The organism is Paraburkholderia phytofirmans OLGA172, assembly GCF_001634365.1.
Taxonomy (GTDB): Bacteria; Pseudomonadota; Gammaproteobacteria; order Burkholderiales; family Burkholderiaceae; genus Paraburkholderia.
This window is the reverse complement of sequence record NZ_CP014579.1, coordinates 2,093,489-2,107,457: the sequence shown is the minus strand read 5'-3', so window position 1 is coordinate 2,107,457 and position 13,969 is coordinate 2,093,489. Positions and strand designations below refer to the sequence as shown.

Sequence of the window (13,969 nt, the reverse complement as noted above, 5' to 3'; positions counted from 1 at the left end):
GATGGACATCAGCACAGTTGTTCTGTCCATTTTTTCGGCTAACCAAATGGACATCCTGCTGACTGCCGAACCCTGTAATTTCAAGGCGCCGGCTGATGTCCATTGTTTTTCTCTTGCGCATACTGGCCGCGGTCGCAACGGCGGCAAACGATGACCTGCGCCCGGCAGCGGGCGCACACAAACAGGCGGCCGGTGGCCGGCATCGGCAATCCCCGTCAATGCCGAAACGCTATCGACGGGACTGGTGGGCCGTGCCATACTGGACGGGCACCCGTGCCCCATACGCGTGTGGGGCTCGACATCGGAGTGAACTTGGCGGTTTGAGCCGGTGTCGGGCCTGTTTCTTCGGCGGTAAGCCTTCTTCTACCGCATCTCGACCTGAGCGTCACCACTTCCTGAAACGAGCCGCGTCGGGTCTTCGCGCAAACCATTCCCAAACCGCTCAGCAGAGCGTGACCACTCCGTATCTCTGATTGACGCCGCCGACTAGTGTCGGCTTCTCACAGCCGTTCACAGCATCCACTGATGATTGACATGAGTGAAGTATCCCCGGATATCCGCCTCGTAAACGTGGCTAACCTTCCCGGTCACGATCTGCACGCGCAGGGCCTGCAGCGCGTGGTGGGGGTTTCGCCCCGGCCGATATCCGTAACTGAAATCGCAGAAGTCCGCTTCGAAGATAGCTTCGAGAATGCGCGCCACCGCCCTCTGTAACAGGCGGTCCTCGACCGTTGGAATTCCTAACGGACGAGTCCCGGTCTTCCCCGGTCCCTTGGGTATCTCTACCCGCCGCACCGGAGGAGCCCGGTAGACGCCGGCTCTAAGCCGTGCGCAAATTTCTCCTACCCGTTGTTCCAGCTCGCTTTCAAACTGCCCGGTGCTTTCCCCGTCGATTCCACTAGCGCCACGCCGGTTCATCTTGCCCCAAGTTTGCTTGAGGAACTCCGGCGTAAGCAGGTGGGCGAGCGAGGTAAATCGCACCTTCCGATCCAACTGCGCCTTCTTGGCTATCTGAGCCAGTTGTGTTGACATCTTTGTCCGTCTCCGTGTGTACGGTTGATGTTTCCCCGACCCAGTCTCAATCTGCCCCGTCCCTTCCCCATGTACGCGGCTTTCCCGCGCTCCGAGTACGTATGGGCGAGTCCGACTTCCATCGCAGCATTTGCTTCCCTCAGGAATGATCCATTTCGGTAGGCATACTCGATCCGCTTGCGGCCAGACCAAGACCACGATGGATCTCTCAGGTTCCTCGACGCTTCCTGTTTCCGAACATGCCGTGCCCTCTGACCCCGCCGCAGTCTCCAGCCCCCATCGCCCATTGCGGTGGCCTACTGTAGCCTTCCGGGCACTACGATCCCGTCGGCCTGCGGATTTGTACCTTAACGAGGCTCCACAGCTTCACTTGCGTTACGGCCTGCTCGTCGCTCTGTCTACGCTTAACTCCTGTCGTTGCCTTCAGAAGCCCAAGACTCGATTCCCGGTGGGGCGGCTCATTCCCCTTTCCGGGGCGGGAATTTCACCCGCTGGAAGCGCCAGGCTTGTCCTGACGCACCGTAGTGCAGGTACACGTTGGCGAGCAATGGCGACGCCACTGATCCCTGGGGCGTCCTGCGGTGGCGGATGCGGTGGAGGGAAGGCGGCTGGCCAAGGGCAATGCAGTCGCGGCGCGCATGTCCCGCAGATTGGGGCGGGAATACGACATGGGAGCGGCGCTCGACGGCATACGACAGACGGCCAAAGGCCGACCGGGTGCGAAGTTCACCACCCTGATGCATCACATCTACGCGGTCGACCGCCTGCGGGCAGCCTACTTCGCGCTTAAGCGTAAAGCGGCTGCCGGGGTGGACGGCGAGACGTGGCAGTCGTACGGACTGGACCTTGAAGCGCGGCTTCTGGACCTGTCCGACCGGCTGGCCCGAGGGGCTTACCGGCCCCAGCCTGTGAGGCGCGTGTACATCGACAAGACCGACGGGAGCAAACGCCCGCTGGGCGTGCCGGCGCTGGAGGACAAGCTCGTCCAGCTCGCCACGGTCGAGGTACCCAACGCGATCTATGAACAGGACTTTGTCGGGTTCAGTTACGGCTTCCGTCCCGGCAAGAGTGCGCACAACGCGCTCGACGCCGTGAGCGTGGGTATCGAGCGCAGGAAAGTGAGCTGGATACTCGATGCGGACATCAGCAAGTTCTATGACACGATCGAACACGACTGGCTGATCAGATTCATCGAGCACCGGGTGGCGGACACGCGGGTTGTGCGGCTCATCAAGAAATGGCTGCACGCTGGCGTGCTGGAAGACGGCAGGTTGACGCAGAGCGAGGTGGGTACAGTTCAGGGCGGTAACATCTCGCCGCTGTTGCCGAACAGCTATCTCCATTATGCATTTGACCTGTGGGTGAAGCAGTGGCGTGCGCGGTACGCCGAAGGCGACATGATCGTCGTGCGATATGCCGACGATTGGGTCGCGGGGTTTCAGCATCTTCGGGACGCGGAGCGCTTCCAGCGCGAAGTGACCGAGCGGCTGGCTCACTTCGGCCTGAAGCTGCACGAGAGCAAGACGCGGCTGATCGAGTTCGGACGCTTTGCGCGCGAGAAATGCCGACGTCGCGGCGGGGGCAAACCGCAGACCTTCGACTTCCTGGGTCTCACGCATTGTTGTGGGAAGACCCGCAAGGGAAAGTTTGCGGTCCTGCGGTTGACCAGTGCCAAACGAATGCGAGCCAAGCTTCTGGCAGTCAAGGAACAACTGCGACGACGCATGCATCAGACTCTCGCGGAGCAGGGGAGGTATCAACGCGCCGTGGTGACTGGGCATGTGCGGTACTTTGGCGTGCCACGAAACGGATCGCGCCTCTGGGGCTTCCGGGGTGGTATTGCTCGCCTGTGGTACCGCACGTTGCGCCGTCGTAGTCAGAAGCATCGCCTGACCTGGCAGCGGGTGACCCGACTCGTAGCACTTTGGTTGCCCCTAGCTCATATATGTCATCCATATCCGAACCAACGTCTGATCGTTACGACCTAGAGCGTGTTAGGCACTTTCGGTCAGACCTGGTAACCTGGCGGGATGACAGAACGCAAGCCATACCCGACGGATGTTTCGGACGAGGAATGGAGTTTCGCCACTCCCTACCTGACCTTGATGAACGAAGACGCACCGCAGCGCCGATACGAACTGCGCGAAATGTTCAACGCGCTGCGCTGGGTGGTCGAGCGCAGCTTCGGCTGGCTCAACCGCTTCAGGCGGCTGGCACGCGACTACGAGCGCCTGCCCGAAACCTTGGCCGGCGTTCACTTCGTCGTCTTTGCCATGCTTATGCTCGTTCATGCCGGACCTATTATGCAAAGTTCCTAACACGCTCTTCTATGGGGAACTAAAAGTCAAGCCCGGTTATAAACATTCTGTTATGCGAAGTAAAGTTCCTTGTCCGGCCTCTACGGCCAGCCTGCGCGGTCACCTACCATGACCAGGCGCAGGCTGGCCGTAGAGGCCGTTGCGTAAAGGACGGTACCGATGCTCATCGCGTAAACCTTGTTGCAGCCTGGCATGTCAATGTCATTCAGGTCAGGGTGTCTGTTGACCAGTCAGTGCCGGGTCGACCTTCTATCCGTGCCGGCCTGACAGGCCGGTCACCTCATGCCGCATGCGCGAAGCGCTGGAGCTACCCTGTTACCGACGCGCCCCATCTAGGGAAACGGCCACCCGCAGTGGGTAGCCCGAGCGTGTTCCGGGCGCGTTGACCTTTACATGCTGTTGCTGCATCCGATGTCATTCAGTCATTCAGGCCCTCACGGTGTTGACGTCGCGCGGCTTGAATATCGCGCCGACGGGGATCTCGCCGTGCTCGAGATAACGCCACAGGGCGATCGCCAGACGGCGTGCGAGCGCGACGATACCGATGCGCCGCATCCGCTTGCCGGTACCGGCAAAGCGCTCGTTGAACCAGTGGCTGAGCTGGCTGCCGGGCTGCAGGCGCAGCCAGCTCCAGGCGAGCTCGACCATCAGCCAGCGACATCGCCGGTTGCCCGCCTTGCTGATACCGAGTTCAACCTCGCTGGTGCCGCTGGCGTACGGCGTGGGCGTCAGGCCCAGACAGCCGGCCACTTCGCGGCGGTTGCGAAACTGCCGCCAGCCGAACAGTTCCCTGACAAGCGTCCACGCGCTGCCTGCACCGATGCCGGCAAGCTGGGCGAGCAGCGCCATGCCGGGATGTGCGCCGCTGCGCACCTGCCGCTCCTGCTGCACTTCGAGCAGGCGGATCTGCTGGTGCACCAGCACGAGCCGCTCACATTCGCGGTCAATCTCGGCGCGCAGCCCGGGCGCCAGCAGCTCGCGCTGACTGGTCCACCAGTGCGTCCAGATGCGGCCGCCGACAGACCGGACCCGAAGGTTGTGCAGTACCAGCAGGGAGCGGATCCGGTTGGTGTGCGCGGTCTGCTCTTTGCGCAGGCGTTCGAGCTCGCGGTGCAGGCGCCGGTCGTCCTCCTGCTCGGGCGTGGGAATGCGTGCCACCGCCCACACGCGCCGCTCGCCCGCGTAATAGCGCATGAGCATCGACAGCAGCTTGTCGCTGTCAAGCCGGTCTGTCTTGGCGCGACGCGCACGGCGGTTCACCTCGATGCTGGCCGAATCCACCACGAGATTGACGATGCCCTGTTCAGCCAGCCAGCGGTGCAGCCAGAAACCGTCGCGGCCAGCTTCATAACAGCTGTAGACGGGTGCGTCGGCGCCGAGATGGCAACGCGCCCTGGCGTTGGCGATGGCGGTGAGAACCGCCGCGGTATCGCCGGCGGCGACCGTACAGCGGCTGGGCGCGCGCTGGCCATCACCCAGTGAGAGCTTCCAGTTCTTCTCGCCCAATTCAAAAGCCATGTGCAGGCGGCCACCTGCCGTCGTATTCTGCCCACGGAGGGCTGTGTCAGGCGTATCCATTTGCGTGCTCCTTCGGAGAAAACGAGTGTGCAAGTCCCGTTTTACTCCAGTCGGGCTTTCTGTCGCTGCCCTCCCACATAGCATCTAGGATCGGTGCTGGGCGAATATGAGTGCGTCAAGCAGTTTTCGGAGGTTGACTACACGTCGGATCTCGAGAAAATTGACGTACCGACGTTGATCTTGCAGGACGATGATGATCAGATTGTCCCATTGGACGACTCGGGGAGAAAGTCCGCGAAGATCATCAAGAACGCAACGCTCAAGGTCTACCCGGGTGCACCTCACGGAATGTGCACGACTCACTTTGATCGCGTAAATGCCGACCTTCTTGCGTTCCTGGAGTCGTAAGAAGGGCTGCCACTTGCATACGATGCTTGCGTACCTGCTGTTTGCCACCATCATGGTCCATCATGCAGCAGCGCTTTTCCATGGGCTCGTTCGGCGTGACGGGGTTCTTGAGAGCATGGCCTCTGGTGGAGAAAATGAGTTGGGACGCGTGGAGTTACATCGCCCTCAGGTTGATTCGGCTGTACATACTGATCACCCGCGAACGGTGTACCTGGAGGCAAGATTGTTCATCTACGGGCTAGTCGTGATTTTCATGGCTAATCCTTCTCAATCGGGTTGCGCAACACGCCGATCTGCTCGATTTCAACCTCGCAAACATCACCCGGTTTCATCCAGAGCGGAGGTTTTCTCGCCATCCCGATTCCCGACGGCGTACCCGTCACGATGAGGTCACCCGGTCGAAGTGTCATCGCATCGCTGATTAGCGCGATTAGCGTTGCCACGTCAAAGACCATCTGGCTTGTGTTGGCATTCTGGACCACCACATCATTGAGTCGGGTTTGAATCCGCAGGCCGACCGCACCTGGCGGCAGTTCGTCAGCGGTGACAAATTGCGGCCCTATCGCGCCCGTTTCGTCGAAGTTCTTTCCCATAGTCCACTGTGGTGTTCGAAACTGATAGTCGCGCAGGGTCGCATCGTTGAAAACCGTATATCCCGCGACATGGGCCAACGCGGAACCTTTGGGAATTCGTCGGCCCTCCCGACCCACAACGGCGACCAACTCGCCTTCATAGTCGAGCTGTTCGGACTCGTTTGGCCGCCGGATCGGCGCGCCGTGTCCGATCAGACTGCTTCGGAATCTCGCGAAGAGTGTCGGATAATCAGGCACCTCGAATCCCGCTTCGTGCGAATGATCGACGTAGTTCAGACCGACACAGATGATTTTTTCCGGTTCGGCGATGGGTGGCAAGAGGATGCAATCAGTGAGGTCGAGGGGGAAACCATGTGTTTCTAGCGACCGTCTCGCAGCAGTCAGTGCTTCACCGCCGGACTTTATGAGTGAGGTCAGATCGCCCGGAAATTTTGGGTTGGTTTGGTCAAGCGCAAGGTAGACATCGTTTTTGCTTTTAATTGCGATACCGGAAACGTTGTCACGAGCAAAGCTGATGAAACGCATGTGAGACTCCTTAGCAATGCATTCCCGACATTGGACAGATAGTATGAACCGTGGACGTCGTTTGATACGGTCGGGTAGTGATGGTCACCATCTGTGATTGAGGAGCAATATCGTGACACTTAGCGTCACGGCAGAAAGGATGCTGGAAACAACCAGTGTCGTGCCAGCCGTTGTATCTCGAACGTTGTATGAGAGGCCAAATAGAATGCCGAATGAGCCGCAAGGAATAGCAGAAAGAAGAATCGCCTCTCCGGCTATGGTCTTTGGGAGCGCTAGTGCGGATGCCATAAGCAGGGCAATCAGTGGTTGCAAGACATTGCTAAGCGCGACGTCAACCCACACCTCGCCGCACAACCGGAACGGCTGCGCGGCGAGTATGAGTCCAGTGGAAAATAATGCCAGCCCTGCTGTTGTGCTGCCGATGATGTTGAGCGACTGGGCAAGCAGGCGTGGAAGTGGCCATCCCAGAAGCGCTATGAGAATCCCGGCGATCGGGGCAATCACAACAGGCTTTAAAAACGTGTTGAGTAGCCCTTTGATAAGTTTGGATCGTTTGTCTGGGGCGACGTCGGCTGCGTCCGCTTGAACTTTGGAATGTTCGAGTAGGATCAGCGCTGCCGGAGACATGACAACCGATGCACTCGTAATCGCGAGTGCGACGGTCAGGTCGCTCTGCTCACCGTAAACCGCGTGAAGTAGTGGCAATCCAATAGCAGCGAAGTTCGGCATGCCGACGGTGACAGCCCGTACTGCAGCGTGAGCAAGATCAACATGAAATAGAAAGCGCGAGAAGAGCAAGGAGAGAAAGTATGGCGCGAGCATTACCACGACCAGGACCACAACGAGAAGAATGTGGCTAGAGAAGCTTTCGCGATGCATCTTTGCCGTGTAGACGAATAGGGCGAAAGGCAGTGCGTAATCGACGAGCATTGTGTTGATCGATGCAAGCGCCATTTTTCCCTTGTTGACCTTGCCCGAAAAATAGCCGGCTCCCATCGAAAAGAAAAAAGGGATCAAGGCGTACGAAATCTCATACAGCATCGGTTACCTCGGTATTTCCGCCGCGTGTATTCGTCGGCAATCGCGCAATGCCTTGAGACCCTATGAATCAGGCAGTCGTAGTTGCGCGTTTGCCTTTTCGCCTTAACCTCTCCATGTTTCCAGAAAGTCGAGCAGGAGGGCATTGACGCGCTCGGGCTGTTCCTCTTGCGGCAGATGTCCGCACTGGTCGATCGGTTCAGCACGTAGATGGGTGGCCATTTGTTCCCAAACGACCTTCATATCGAACATTCCGCCCACCGCATAGAAGTCTTTGCCCCAAATGGCCATGGTGGGACAGGTGATTTTGGTATCCGCATCGTCGAGGTCCTGCTTAACGTCCTCGGCATTCGCCCGATAGTCGGACATCGCGCCCCGCACTGCGCCTGGGCGCTTGTAGGCCTTGACATATGTGTCGAAGGCATCGCCGTCTATTGCATGGGGGTTGTAGCACCAGTCTGCGAAAAAATGATGCAGCCACTCCGCTTCCTTACCACTGATCAATGTTTCGGGCAGGTCCGGAACGAGATGGAACAGGAAGAACCAGTACGCGCGCGCGGTTTGGGCGTTCATGTTCTGGGCCACGACGCGTGTTGGCACGTTGTCCATTACAACCAGCCGGTCCAGGCGCTGCGGATGATCTTTGGCGAAGCGCGTGGCGACACGTGCGCCTCGGTCATGGCCGACAAGTGCAATCCTGTCAATTCCGAGGTCGTCGAGCAATGCGATCAGATCCTGCGCCATATTGCGCTTGTCATACCCGCTTGCTGGTTTATCGGTTTCACCATAGCCCCGCAGATCAGGCGCAATGACGCGGAATTTCTGCGCTAAAGCCGGAATCTGGAAGCGCCAGGCGAAGCTGGTTTCGGGAAAGCCGTGTAGTAGAACAACGACCGGGCCGCTGCCTGCTTCAAGGTAATGTTGGCGAATGCCGTTTGCCCGGCGGGTGTGATTGACGATGGTAGGCGTGGACGTTGTCATGATCTATCTCTTCCTGTTCAGCATGATGATTTGAATCGGGAAGGCCTTCGAATGAAACGCTCAAGGACCCGACCGCTTGTTTCGGCGAGCCTGATGCTTGCCGGGATCTTCGTAGTTCACCGGAATCCAATCGTAGGCATTTCCGCAGACGCGTATATGTCCGAGTCCCGGAAAGGAAATATGCGCGGCACCGATTAGAACGTGTCTCGTAGCGGCGAGATTTAGCATCGGCCGCCGTGAGCGTTGCGCGGCTTGCATATCGCTGTCGTACGCGGCCTGACGGCAATTCCGTTTAACGTGGAATCGTCAGCGTTCATTGAGCTTACTTGAGCGCATCATTTGCGGAACGCTAAATCTTATGAATCTTTGTGAAACGACCCGGCTCGTGTGAGTTTGGAAGAATCGCGCCGACGGTATCCGTTGTTCAAGTTGCCTGCAGTAGTTGAGGATCGGCCCACCTTGGGAACCGCCTGACGAAACTCGCGCGTTGTTGAGCCATTGCAATCGGTCAGGCAAGGCCAAGATCGCTGGGCGAAGAGTTGCGGTCGTTAAGAATGATTAATCCATTAATCACGACTTTTATCAGCGTTCTGCCGTAACGTTTCATCCAACGGGAGCGAAAAAATGCCCGCTGATAGCGGCAGGGACCGGATGTGTGTCTGGACATTTTGCGCCTCTCTCGCCCGTAAGCCCTTTCTTGCCTACTGAAGCTATCCATGGCCTACGAGCTATTGACCCCTGATTCATGCGCTCTCGCGTTGATCGACTAGACGCGGCGCAAGAAGATCGTGGTTGCCGGGCTGTGGACTGAGGTATGCGTCGCGTTTTCAGCCATACAGATGCGCGCCGCGGGATACGAGATTTACGTCGCTACCGACGCGTGTGGCGACATCACGGAGGAGGCGCACGAGCGGGCTGTGCAGCGGATGATTCAGGTCGGCGGGGTACCGATCACCTCGCTCCAGTTCATGTGCGAATTTCAACGTGATTGGGCGCGTGCCGAGACCTACGATGGCTGCATGGACATATTCAAGGCCCACAGCGCGTATGGCATCGGCGTGCGCCATGCCAAGCAGATTCTCGGCGAGCATGCGAACGAGGGCGGTCACCGAGCGCAGGTAGGCCCGCGTGCTGCACGCGCGACAACGAAGGTCTGACGCAGACGCATCGCGGGTCTGGTCGTGGAACTGCTTTACTCGCTCGTGCGCGTGCATTCACCTGCGCCTCCGTTGATCGCACTGGCGGGGCTGCTCGGCATCGTCATCGGCGAAGGTGCGGTGCCGTTCGTGCAGGCCCACCTGTGGCACGTCGACGGGCAAACGAGTGTCACGCCCTGCGTATGTGAGCAAAACCCGGAAAGCGCGATCGATTCGCACAAGTAGAGCTGATCGTCTGCCGCGGGCGTTGTTCAGTTTGCTTCCCAACATCTAGCTGGGTGTTCGGTGCGAAGATGAACTATGGTTTGGCGCTCGCCAGTTACTTCACACCCGAACTGGCTTCGCCTATCCAGCACTGCTTCCTGTCTTTTGGAACCAACGCCATGCGCCTTGCCCCAATTGCCCCGCAAGATCTTACGATCGACCAGCGGCCTCTGTATGAGGACATGAAATCTGGCGTCAATGCGAAGTACAGCCTCTTTACGACGATGCGCGACGATGGCGCAATGTTGGGTCCGTGGAATGCCTGGCTTCACGAGCCCGAAGTCGGCGCTGCAATCTGGAATACCACCAAGGCCATGACGCGTTTCGCCGTCATCCCCGACCGCGTACGTCAAGTCGCCATCCTCGTGGTCGGTACTCGTTTTGATGCAGGTTACGAGTTGTATGCGCACGGCGAAGTGGCAAGAAAGAATGGTTTGAGCGATCAATTCATCTCCACGCTCGTATCCGGTAACCGTCCGGAAGGAATGACCGACGAAGAGGGCCTCGCTTACGACGTAGCGCACGTTCTGAGCGCGGGCCGCAGGTTACCCGAGGAGACATATCGCCGCGCCGTTTCCCTGTTTGGACAGCGCGGCACGAACGAGCTGATCTATCTTGTCGGACACTACTGCTTCGTCTCAGTCACATTGAACGGGTTCGACATTCCCGTGCCGCAAGGTTAGGACTCAGGTCTCGAGAAAATTCAGGATTTCGGCGTTGACTTCGTCGGGCATGGTTTGCGGCAGACCATGCGGAGCACCGGGATAGACCTTTAAAGTCGAGTTCTTGACTAGCTTCGAAGCTACCATCGACGAAAGTTCGAGTGGAACAATTTGATCGTCGTCTCCCTGAATGAAGAGCGTTGGCACATCAAATTTTTTCAGATCCTCCGCAAAATCGGTTTCGGAAAGTGCCTTGATGCATTCGTATTCCGCGTTGATGGCGCCCATCATGGCGGCGGCCCAGAGCGAATCGATGAGCCCCTGCGAGACTTTGGCATAGGGTCGGTTGAATCCATACACGGGCACCGCGAGTTGCTTCAGGAAATCGGAACGATGCTGGGCGGTGTTTTTCCGGATCCCATCGTACACGGCCATCGGGACACCGTTCGGATTGTCCGCGGTCTGAGCCATTAATGGCACCACTGCACCGATGAGAACCACCTTCGAGACCCGGCGCGTGCCGTGTCGTCCGACATAGCGCGTCACTTCGCCGCCGCCGGTCGAATGTCCGATCAAGGTTGCATCCTTGACATCCAGTTTATCCAGCAAGGCGGCGAGATCGTCGGCGTACGTGTCCATGTTGTGTCCTTCGCTAGGTTGACTCGAGCGGCCATGGCCGCGTCGGTCATGCGCAATGATCCGATAGCCGCGCTGAAGCAGGAACAACATTTGTGGGTCCCAGCAATCCGCATTGACCGGCCAGCCATGAGAGAACACCACTGGTTTTCCTTTACCCCAGTCCTTGAAGAAGATCTGAGTGCCGTCGCTGACGGTGTTGAAATTCATCATGTCGACTCCTTGATTCACGAAGATTATTTGACTGGGTGATGCGCATGCCGCTGCGCGCAGCTGCTGAAGCGGACTGCGTGACAGGTGTAAGTGAGACGGCGTTTATGGCCGACCATTCCGTAAAGACACGTGGCGTGGCCACGTTCCGGGCGATTTACCGTGAGACGATCCAGGCTTTTGAATAGAGCGCGCCATATCGAGCGGTCCACTTCATGATCGGGTGACTGGCGATAATTCCTGAGCAGACTATGCCACCATAGAACGTCGCCCGGTACTGCATTCCGTCACTCAGACATGTAAAACATACTATGACGTATGCGTCTTTACTTGAGTTAATAGATGTGAAACGACGAGTGTGTTAAGGAAGCTCTGCACAACTAGCTTTGAAGCGTTACCTTTCACATCGAGCGCAACCTCGGCGTTCAGATCTTTGTTGGTGAGCTGATTGCGAGGGGTTTTCCGCGCTCCGGAGCGCTCCAACCAGACATATGGCCTTCATCGGCCCGGTGTTTCAAGCTTTGCGCAAAGCTCTGCGAGCCATCCATAAATTGCCCAAAGCAAACAGCGTGGTGATCTGGGCGATGTTCTTCGGCAAACCACGATAGCGCGTCTTCATGTAACCGAACTGCCGCTTGAGGATGCGAAACGGGTGTTCGACCTTGGCCCGAATACCCGCCTTCAGGCGTTCGATCTGATCGTATATCGCGTCCAACGAATCACTCAGATCCAGTTTCCTGCGCTTTGCCGGTCGCATTGCAACATGCCAACGCACCGCCTCAGGCTCACAACGCTTTTCGATACCCTGATATCCGGCGTCCGCGTACACATCCGTTTCTTCACCATGCAGCAACGTCTGGGCTACGGTAATGTCGTGAACATTGGCCGCCGTTCCAATGACCGTATGGACCAGGCCCGAATCGGCGTCCACGCCGATATGCATTTTCATCCCGAAGTACCAGTTGCCACCTTTCTGCGTTGATTGCATTTCAGGATCGCGCGTGCCGGAGCCATTCTTTGTCGAACTGGGCGCGGCGATCAGGGTGGCGTCGACTGCCGACCCAGCCTTAAGCATCAGGCCTTTCTCCGTCAGGATTTCATTGACCAGCGCCAGCATTTGCACCGCCAGACCGTGCGTTTCCAGCAGATGGCGGAACCGGAGAATCGTGCTTTCATCCGGCAAGCGGACCATCCCGCCGTCGAGACCCGCGAACTCGCGATACAGCGGCACGTCATAGAGTGCCTCTTCCATGGCAGGGTCTGACAGACCGAACCATTGCTGCATGAAATGAATCTGCAGCATCGTCGCAATCGGGAACGGCGGCCGACCGGTTTTGCCCGTGGGATAGTGCGGCTCGATCAGCGCAATCAGCTTCAACCAGGGCACAACGCGTCGCATCTCATCGAGAAATTCCCGCTTGCGCGTGCGCTTCGTTGACAGATCCAGACCAAGACCAAGTTGCGTCATTACACTGCTCCCCACCTAATTGGCTCTGCTTCCAGGATAGCTCAGCAGCAACGCAATGCCAGGACTTTTGCAGACCTTCCTTAACTCTTGAAAGGGCAACTCCCCCTATTTAGAAATGCGGCGCTAAAAACCAGATCACACTTCCATCGGCATTAAGGAATTCGCTTCAGTCAGTCAGTTTTCTGCACGATTGAGTGCTGTACCGGAAGACATTTACCGTGTGCACCAACTTAACAATAATTAAGCGTGGCTTCTGCGAATTCAAGGACTTTTCAGCCCCCCCGGCTCATATCATGATGTTCGGAATAGAACGCCGCGTGTGCTTCCGGCGGGCCGAATCGAAAGACGGCTTTTCTGCCAACGCAAAGCGAAACTTGCAAGGCGTGACCCAAGAGGGCAATGGCTATGAAAACTATCGGTGTCTCGCCTTCGCGGCGAGCGTTTCTGCGTACCGTGACGAGCGTTGCACCGGCCGCGGTGGCCGTGGGCGGTTCAATGATGGTATCGGTAGCCTGTCGTCAGGATGCAGGCGACGTGCCATATCGGCCAAAGTTCTTTGCCGCCGATGAATGGGACACACTGGTCGCCCTCGTGGACCGATTGATTCCCGCGGATAGCGAGGGGCCAGGCTCGGTGGAGGCGGGTGTCGCGGAGTTCATCGATTTGCAGATGAATACAGCCTATGGGTACGGTGGACTCTGGTACATGCATGGCCCGTTCATCAAAGCCCCGCCGACGATGGGCTATCAACTGCCGTTTAGTCCACGGGACATGTATCGGAACGCGCTTAGGGGTCTGCAGGAAGCGATGCGCAAACAATACGGGAAACGCTTCGAGCAACTCGAGAATGAGGAAAAGGATCAGGTCATCGGCGAACTGGAGACAGGCAAGATCGATATCGGCACAGTGCCGCCTCACGACTTCTTTACTCAATTGCTGCAGAACACGCGGGAAGGCTACTTCTGCGATCCGAAACACGGTGGCAACAAGGGGATGGCGGCTTGGCGAATGATCAATTTCCCAGGTGCACGCGCTGACTACATCGACTGGGTCGAGCAGTATGGCCGACGCTACCCCCTTGCGCCAGTCTCGTCCGCATGAATCTGAGAACCGACAACGCGGCCAGCGCGATGCCACCTGCCGCATACGCGGCCAACTG

Annotated in this window: 11 protein-coding genes and 4 pseudogenes; 8 read left to right on the top strand and 7 right to left on the bottom strand. The window is 57.9% G+C overall.

The genetic code is table 11. The features are described from left to right. Window positions 1-510: 510 nt before the first annotated feature. Window positions 511-1,032 (bottom strand): reverse transcriptase domain-containing protein, encoded by a 522-nt coding sequence (locus AYM40_RS29420; protein WP_063499591.1) that lies wholly within the window; start codon window positions 1,030-1,032, stop codon window positions 511-513. Window positions 1,033-1,613: 581 nt separating this feature from the next. On the opposite strand from AYM40_RS29420, the gene ltrA reads away from it, so the two are divergent. Both ltrA and AYM40_RS42825 read left to right on the top strand, forming a co-directional pair. Beyond that, window positions 1,614-3,020, top strand: coding sequence for a group II intron reverse transcriptase/maturase (gene ltrA / locus AYM40_RS29415; protein WP_236720985.1), 1,407 nt, complete (start codon window positions 1,614-1,616; stop codon window positions 3,018-3,020). Between the two features lie 174 nt (window positions 3,021-3,194). Further along, window positions 3,195-3,350, top strand: a pseudogene (locus AYM40_RS42825) (transposase); the annotation flags it as partial. A gap of 426 nt (window positions 3,351-3,776) precedes the next feature. Here AYM40_RS42825 and AYM40_RS29405 read toward each other — a convergent pair. Further along, entirely contained in the window at window positions 3,777-4,928 is a 1,152-nt protein-coding gene (locus tag AYM40_RS29405) for an IS110 family transposase (RefSeq protein ID WP_063499589.1), read from the bottom strand. 87 nt (window positions 4,929-5,015) lie between these two features. Here AYM40_RS29405 and AYM40_RS29400 point away from each other — a divergent pair. Then, window positions 5,016-5,276, top strand: a pseudogene (locus tag AYM40_RS29400) (alpha/beta fold hydrolase); the annotation flags it as partial. Window positions 5,277-5,289: 13 nt separating this feature from the next. After that, window positions 5,290-5,403: pseudogene (locus tag AYM40_RS42820) on the top strand (cytochrome b/b6 domain-containing protein); the annotation flags it as partial. A 130-nt stretch (window positions 5,404-5,533) separates the two neighbouring features. On the opposite strand, the gene AYM40_RS29395 reads toward AYM40_RS42820, so the two are convergent. The 3 genes from AYM40_RS29395 to AYM40_RS29385 form a co-directional block, all read right to left on the bottom strand. Then, window positions 5,534-6,394: a fumarylacetoacetate hydrolase family protein gene (locus AYM40_RS29395; protein ID WP_063499587.1), complete on the bottom strand. Its 861-nt coding sequence runs from the start codon at window positions 6,392-6,394 to the stop codon at window positions 5,534-5,536. An 84-nt stretch (window positions 6,395-6,478) separates the two neighbouring features. After that, window positions 6,479-7,435 carry an AEC family transporter gene (locus AYM40_RS29390; RefSeq protein WP_063499586.1) on the bottom strand — a complete coding sequence of 319 codons (957 nt, stop codon included), beginning with the start codon at window positions 7,433-7,435 and terminating at the stop codon, window positions 6,479-6,481. A gap of 102 nt (window positions 7,436-7,537) precedes the next feature. After that, on the bottom strand, window positions 7,538-8,413 hold the full coding sequence (locus AYM40_RS29385; protein ID WP_063499585.1) for an alpha/beta fold hydrolase: 876 nt from the start codon (window positions 8,411-8,413) through the stop codon (window positions 7,538-7,540). A gap of 770 nt (window positions 8,414-9,183) precedes the next feature. Between AYM40_RS29385 and AYM40_RS29380 the strand changes: the two are divergent. The 3 genes and pseudogenes from AYM40_RS29380 to AYM40_RS29370 form a co-directional block, all read left to right on the top strand. After that, window positions 9,184-9,570: pseudogene (locus tag AYM40_RS29380) on the top strand (isochorismatase family protein); the annotation flags it as partial. Between the two features lie 9 nt (window positions 9,571-9,579). Then, complete coding sequence (locus AYM40_RS29375; RefSeq protein ID WP_063499584.1) at window positions 9,580-9,795, top strand: DUF1427 family protein; 216 nt, start codon at window positions 9,580-9,582, stop codon at window positions 9,793-9,795. A gap of 80 nt (window positions 9,796-9,875) precedes the next feature. After that, entirely contained in the window at window positions 9,876-10,517 is a 642-nt protein-coding gene (locus AYM40_RS29370) for a carboxymuconolactone decarboxylase family protein (protein ID WP_236720982.1), read from the top strand. A gap of 3 nt (window positions 10,518-10,520) precedes the next feature. Here AYM40_RS29370 and AYM40_RS29365 read toward each other — a convergent pair whose 3' ends face one another. Together AYM40_RS29365 and AYM40_RS29360 are read right to left on the bottom strand one after the other, a co-directional pair. Further along, window positions 10,521-11,342 carry an alpha/beta fold hydrolase gene (locus AYM40_RS29365; RefSeq protein ID WP_063500790.1) on the bottom strand — a complete coding sequence of 274 codons (822 nt, stop codon included), beginning with the start codon at window positions 11,340-11,342 and terminating at the stop codon, window positions 10,521-10,523. Window positions 11,343-11,856: 514 nt separating this feature from the next. Continuing rightward, window positions 11,857-12,810: an IS5 family transposase gene (locus AYM40_RS29360; protein WP_063494433.1), complete on the bottom strand. Its 954-nt coding sequence runs from the start codon at window positions 12,808-12,810 to the stop codon at window positions 11,857-11,859. 405 nt (window positions 12,811-13,215) lie between these two features. Here AYM40_RS29360 and AYM40_RS29355 point away from each other — a divergent pair, with 405 nt between their 5' ends. Next, complete coding sequence (locus tag AYM40_RS29355) at window positions 13,216-13,911, top strand: gluconate 2-dehydrogenase subunit 3 family protein (protein WP_063499583.1); 696 nt, start codon at window positions 13,216-13,218, stop codon at window positions 13,909-13,911. Window positions 13,912-13,969 lie beyond the last annotated feature (58 nt).

Bases quoted from the DNA above. Each gene is read 5' to 3' on its own strand.
- AYM40_RS29395 (WP_063499587.1), bottom strand. From the start codon at position 6,394: ATGCGTTTCATCAGCTTTGCTCGTGACAACGTTTCCGGTATCGCAATT.
- AYM40_RS29355 (WP_063499583.1), top strand. From the start codon at position 13,216: ATGAAAACTATCGGTGTCTCGCCTTCGCGGCGAGCGTTTCTGCGTACC.
- AYM40_RS29360 (WP_063494433.1), bottom strand. From the start codon at position 12,810: ATGACGCAACTTGGTCTTGGTCTGGATCTGTCAACGAAGCGCACGCGC.
- AYM40_RS29385 (WP_063499585.1), bottom strand. From the start codon at position 8,413: ATGACAACGTCCACGCCTACCATCGTCAATCACACCCGCCGGGCAAAC.
- AYM40_RS29405 (WP_063499589.1), bottom strand. From the start codon at position 4,928: ATGGATACGCCTGACACAGCCCTCCGTGGGCAGAATACGACGGCAGGT.
- AYM40_RS29390 (WP_063499586.1), bottom strand. From the start codon at position 7,435: ATGCTGTATGAGATTTCGTACGCCTTGATCCCTTTTTTCTTTTCGATG.
- AYM40_RS29420 (WP_063499591.1), bottom strand. From the start codon at position 1,032: ATGTCAACACAACTGGCTCAGATAGCCAAGAAGGCGCAGTTGGATCGG.
- AYM40_RS29365 (WP_063500790.1), bottom strand. From the start codon at position 11,342: ATGAATTTCAACACCGTCAGCGACGGCACTCAGATCTTCTTCAAGGAC.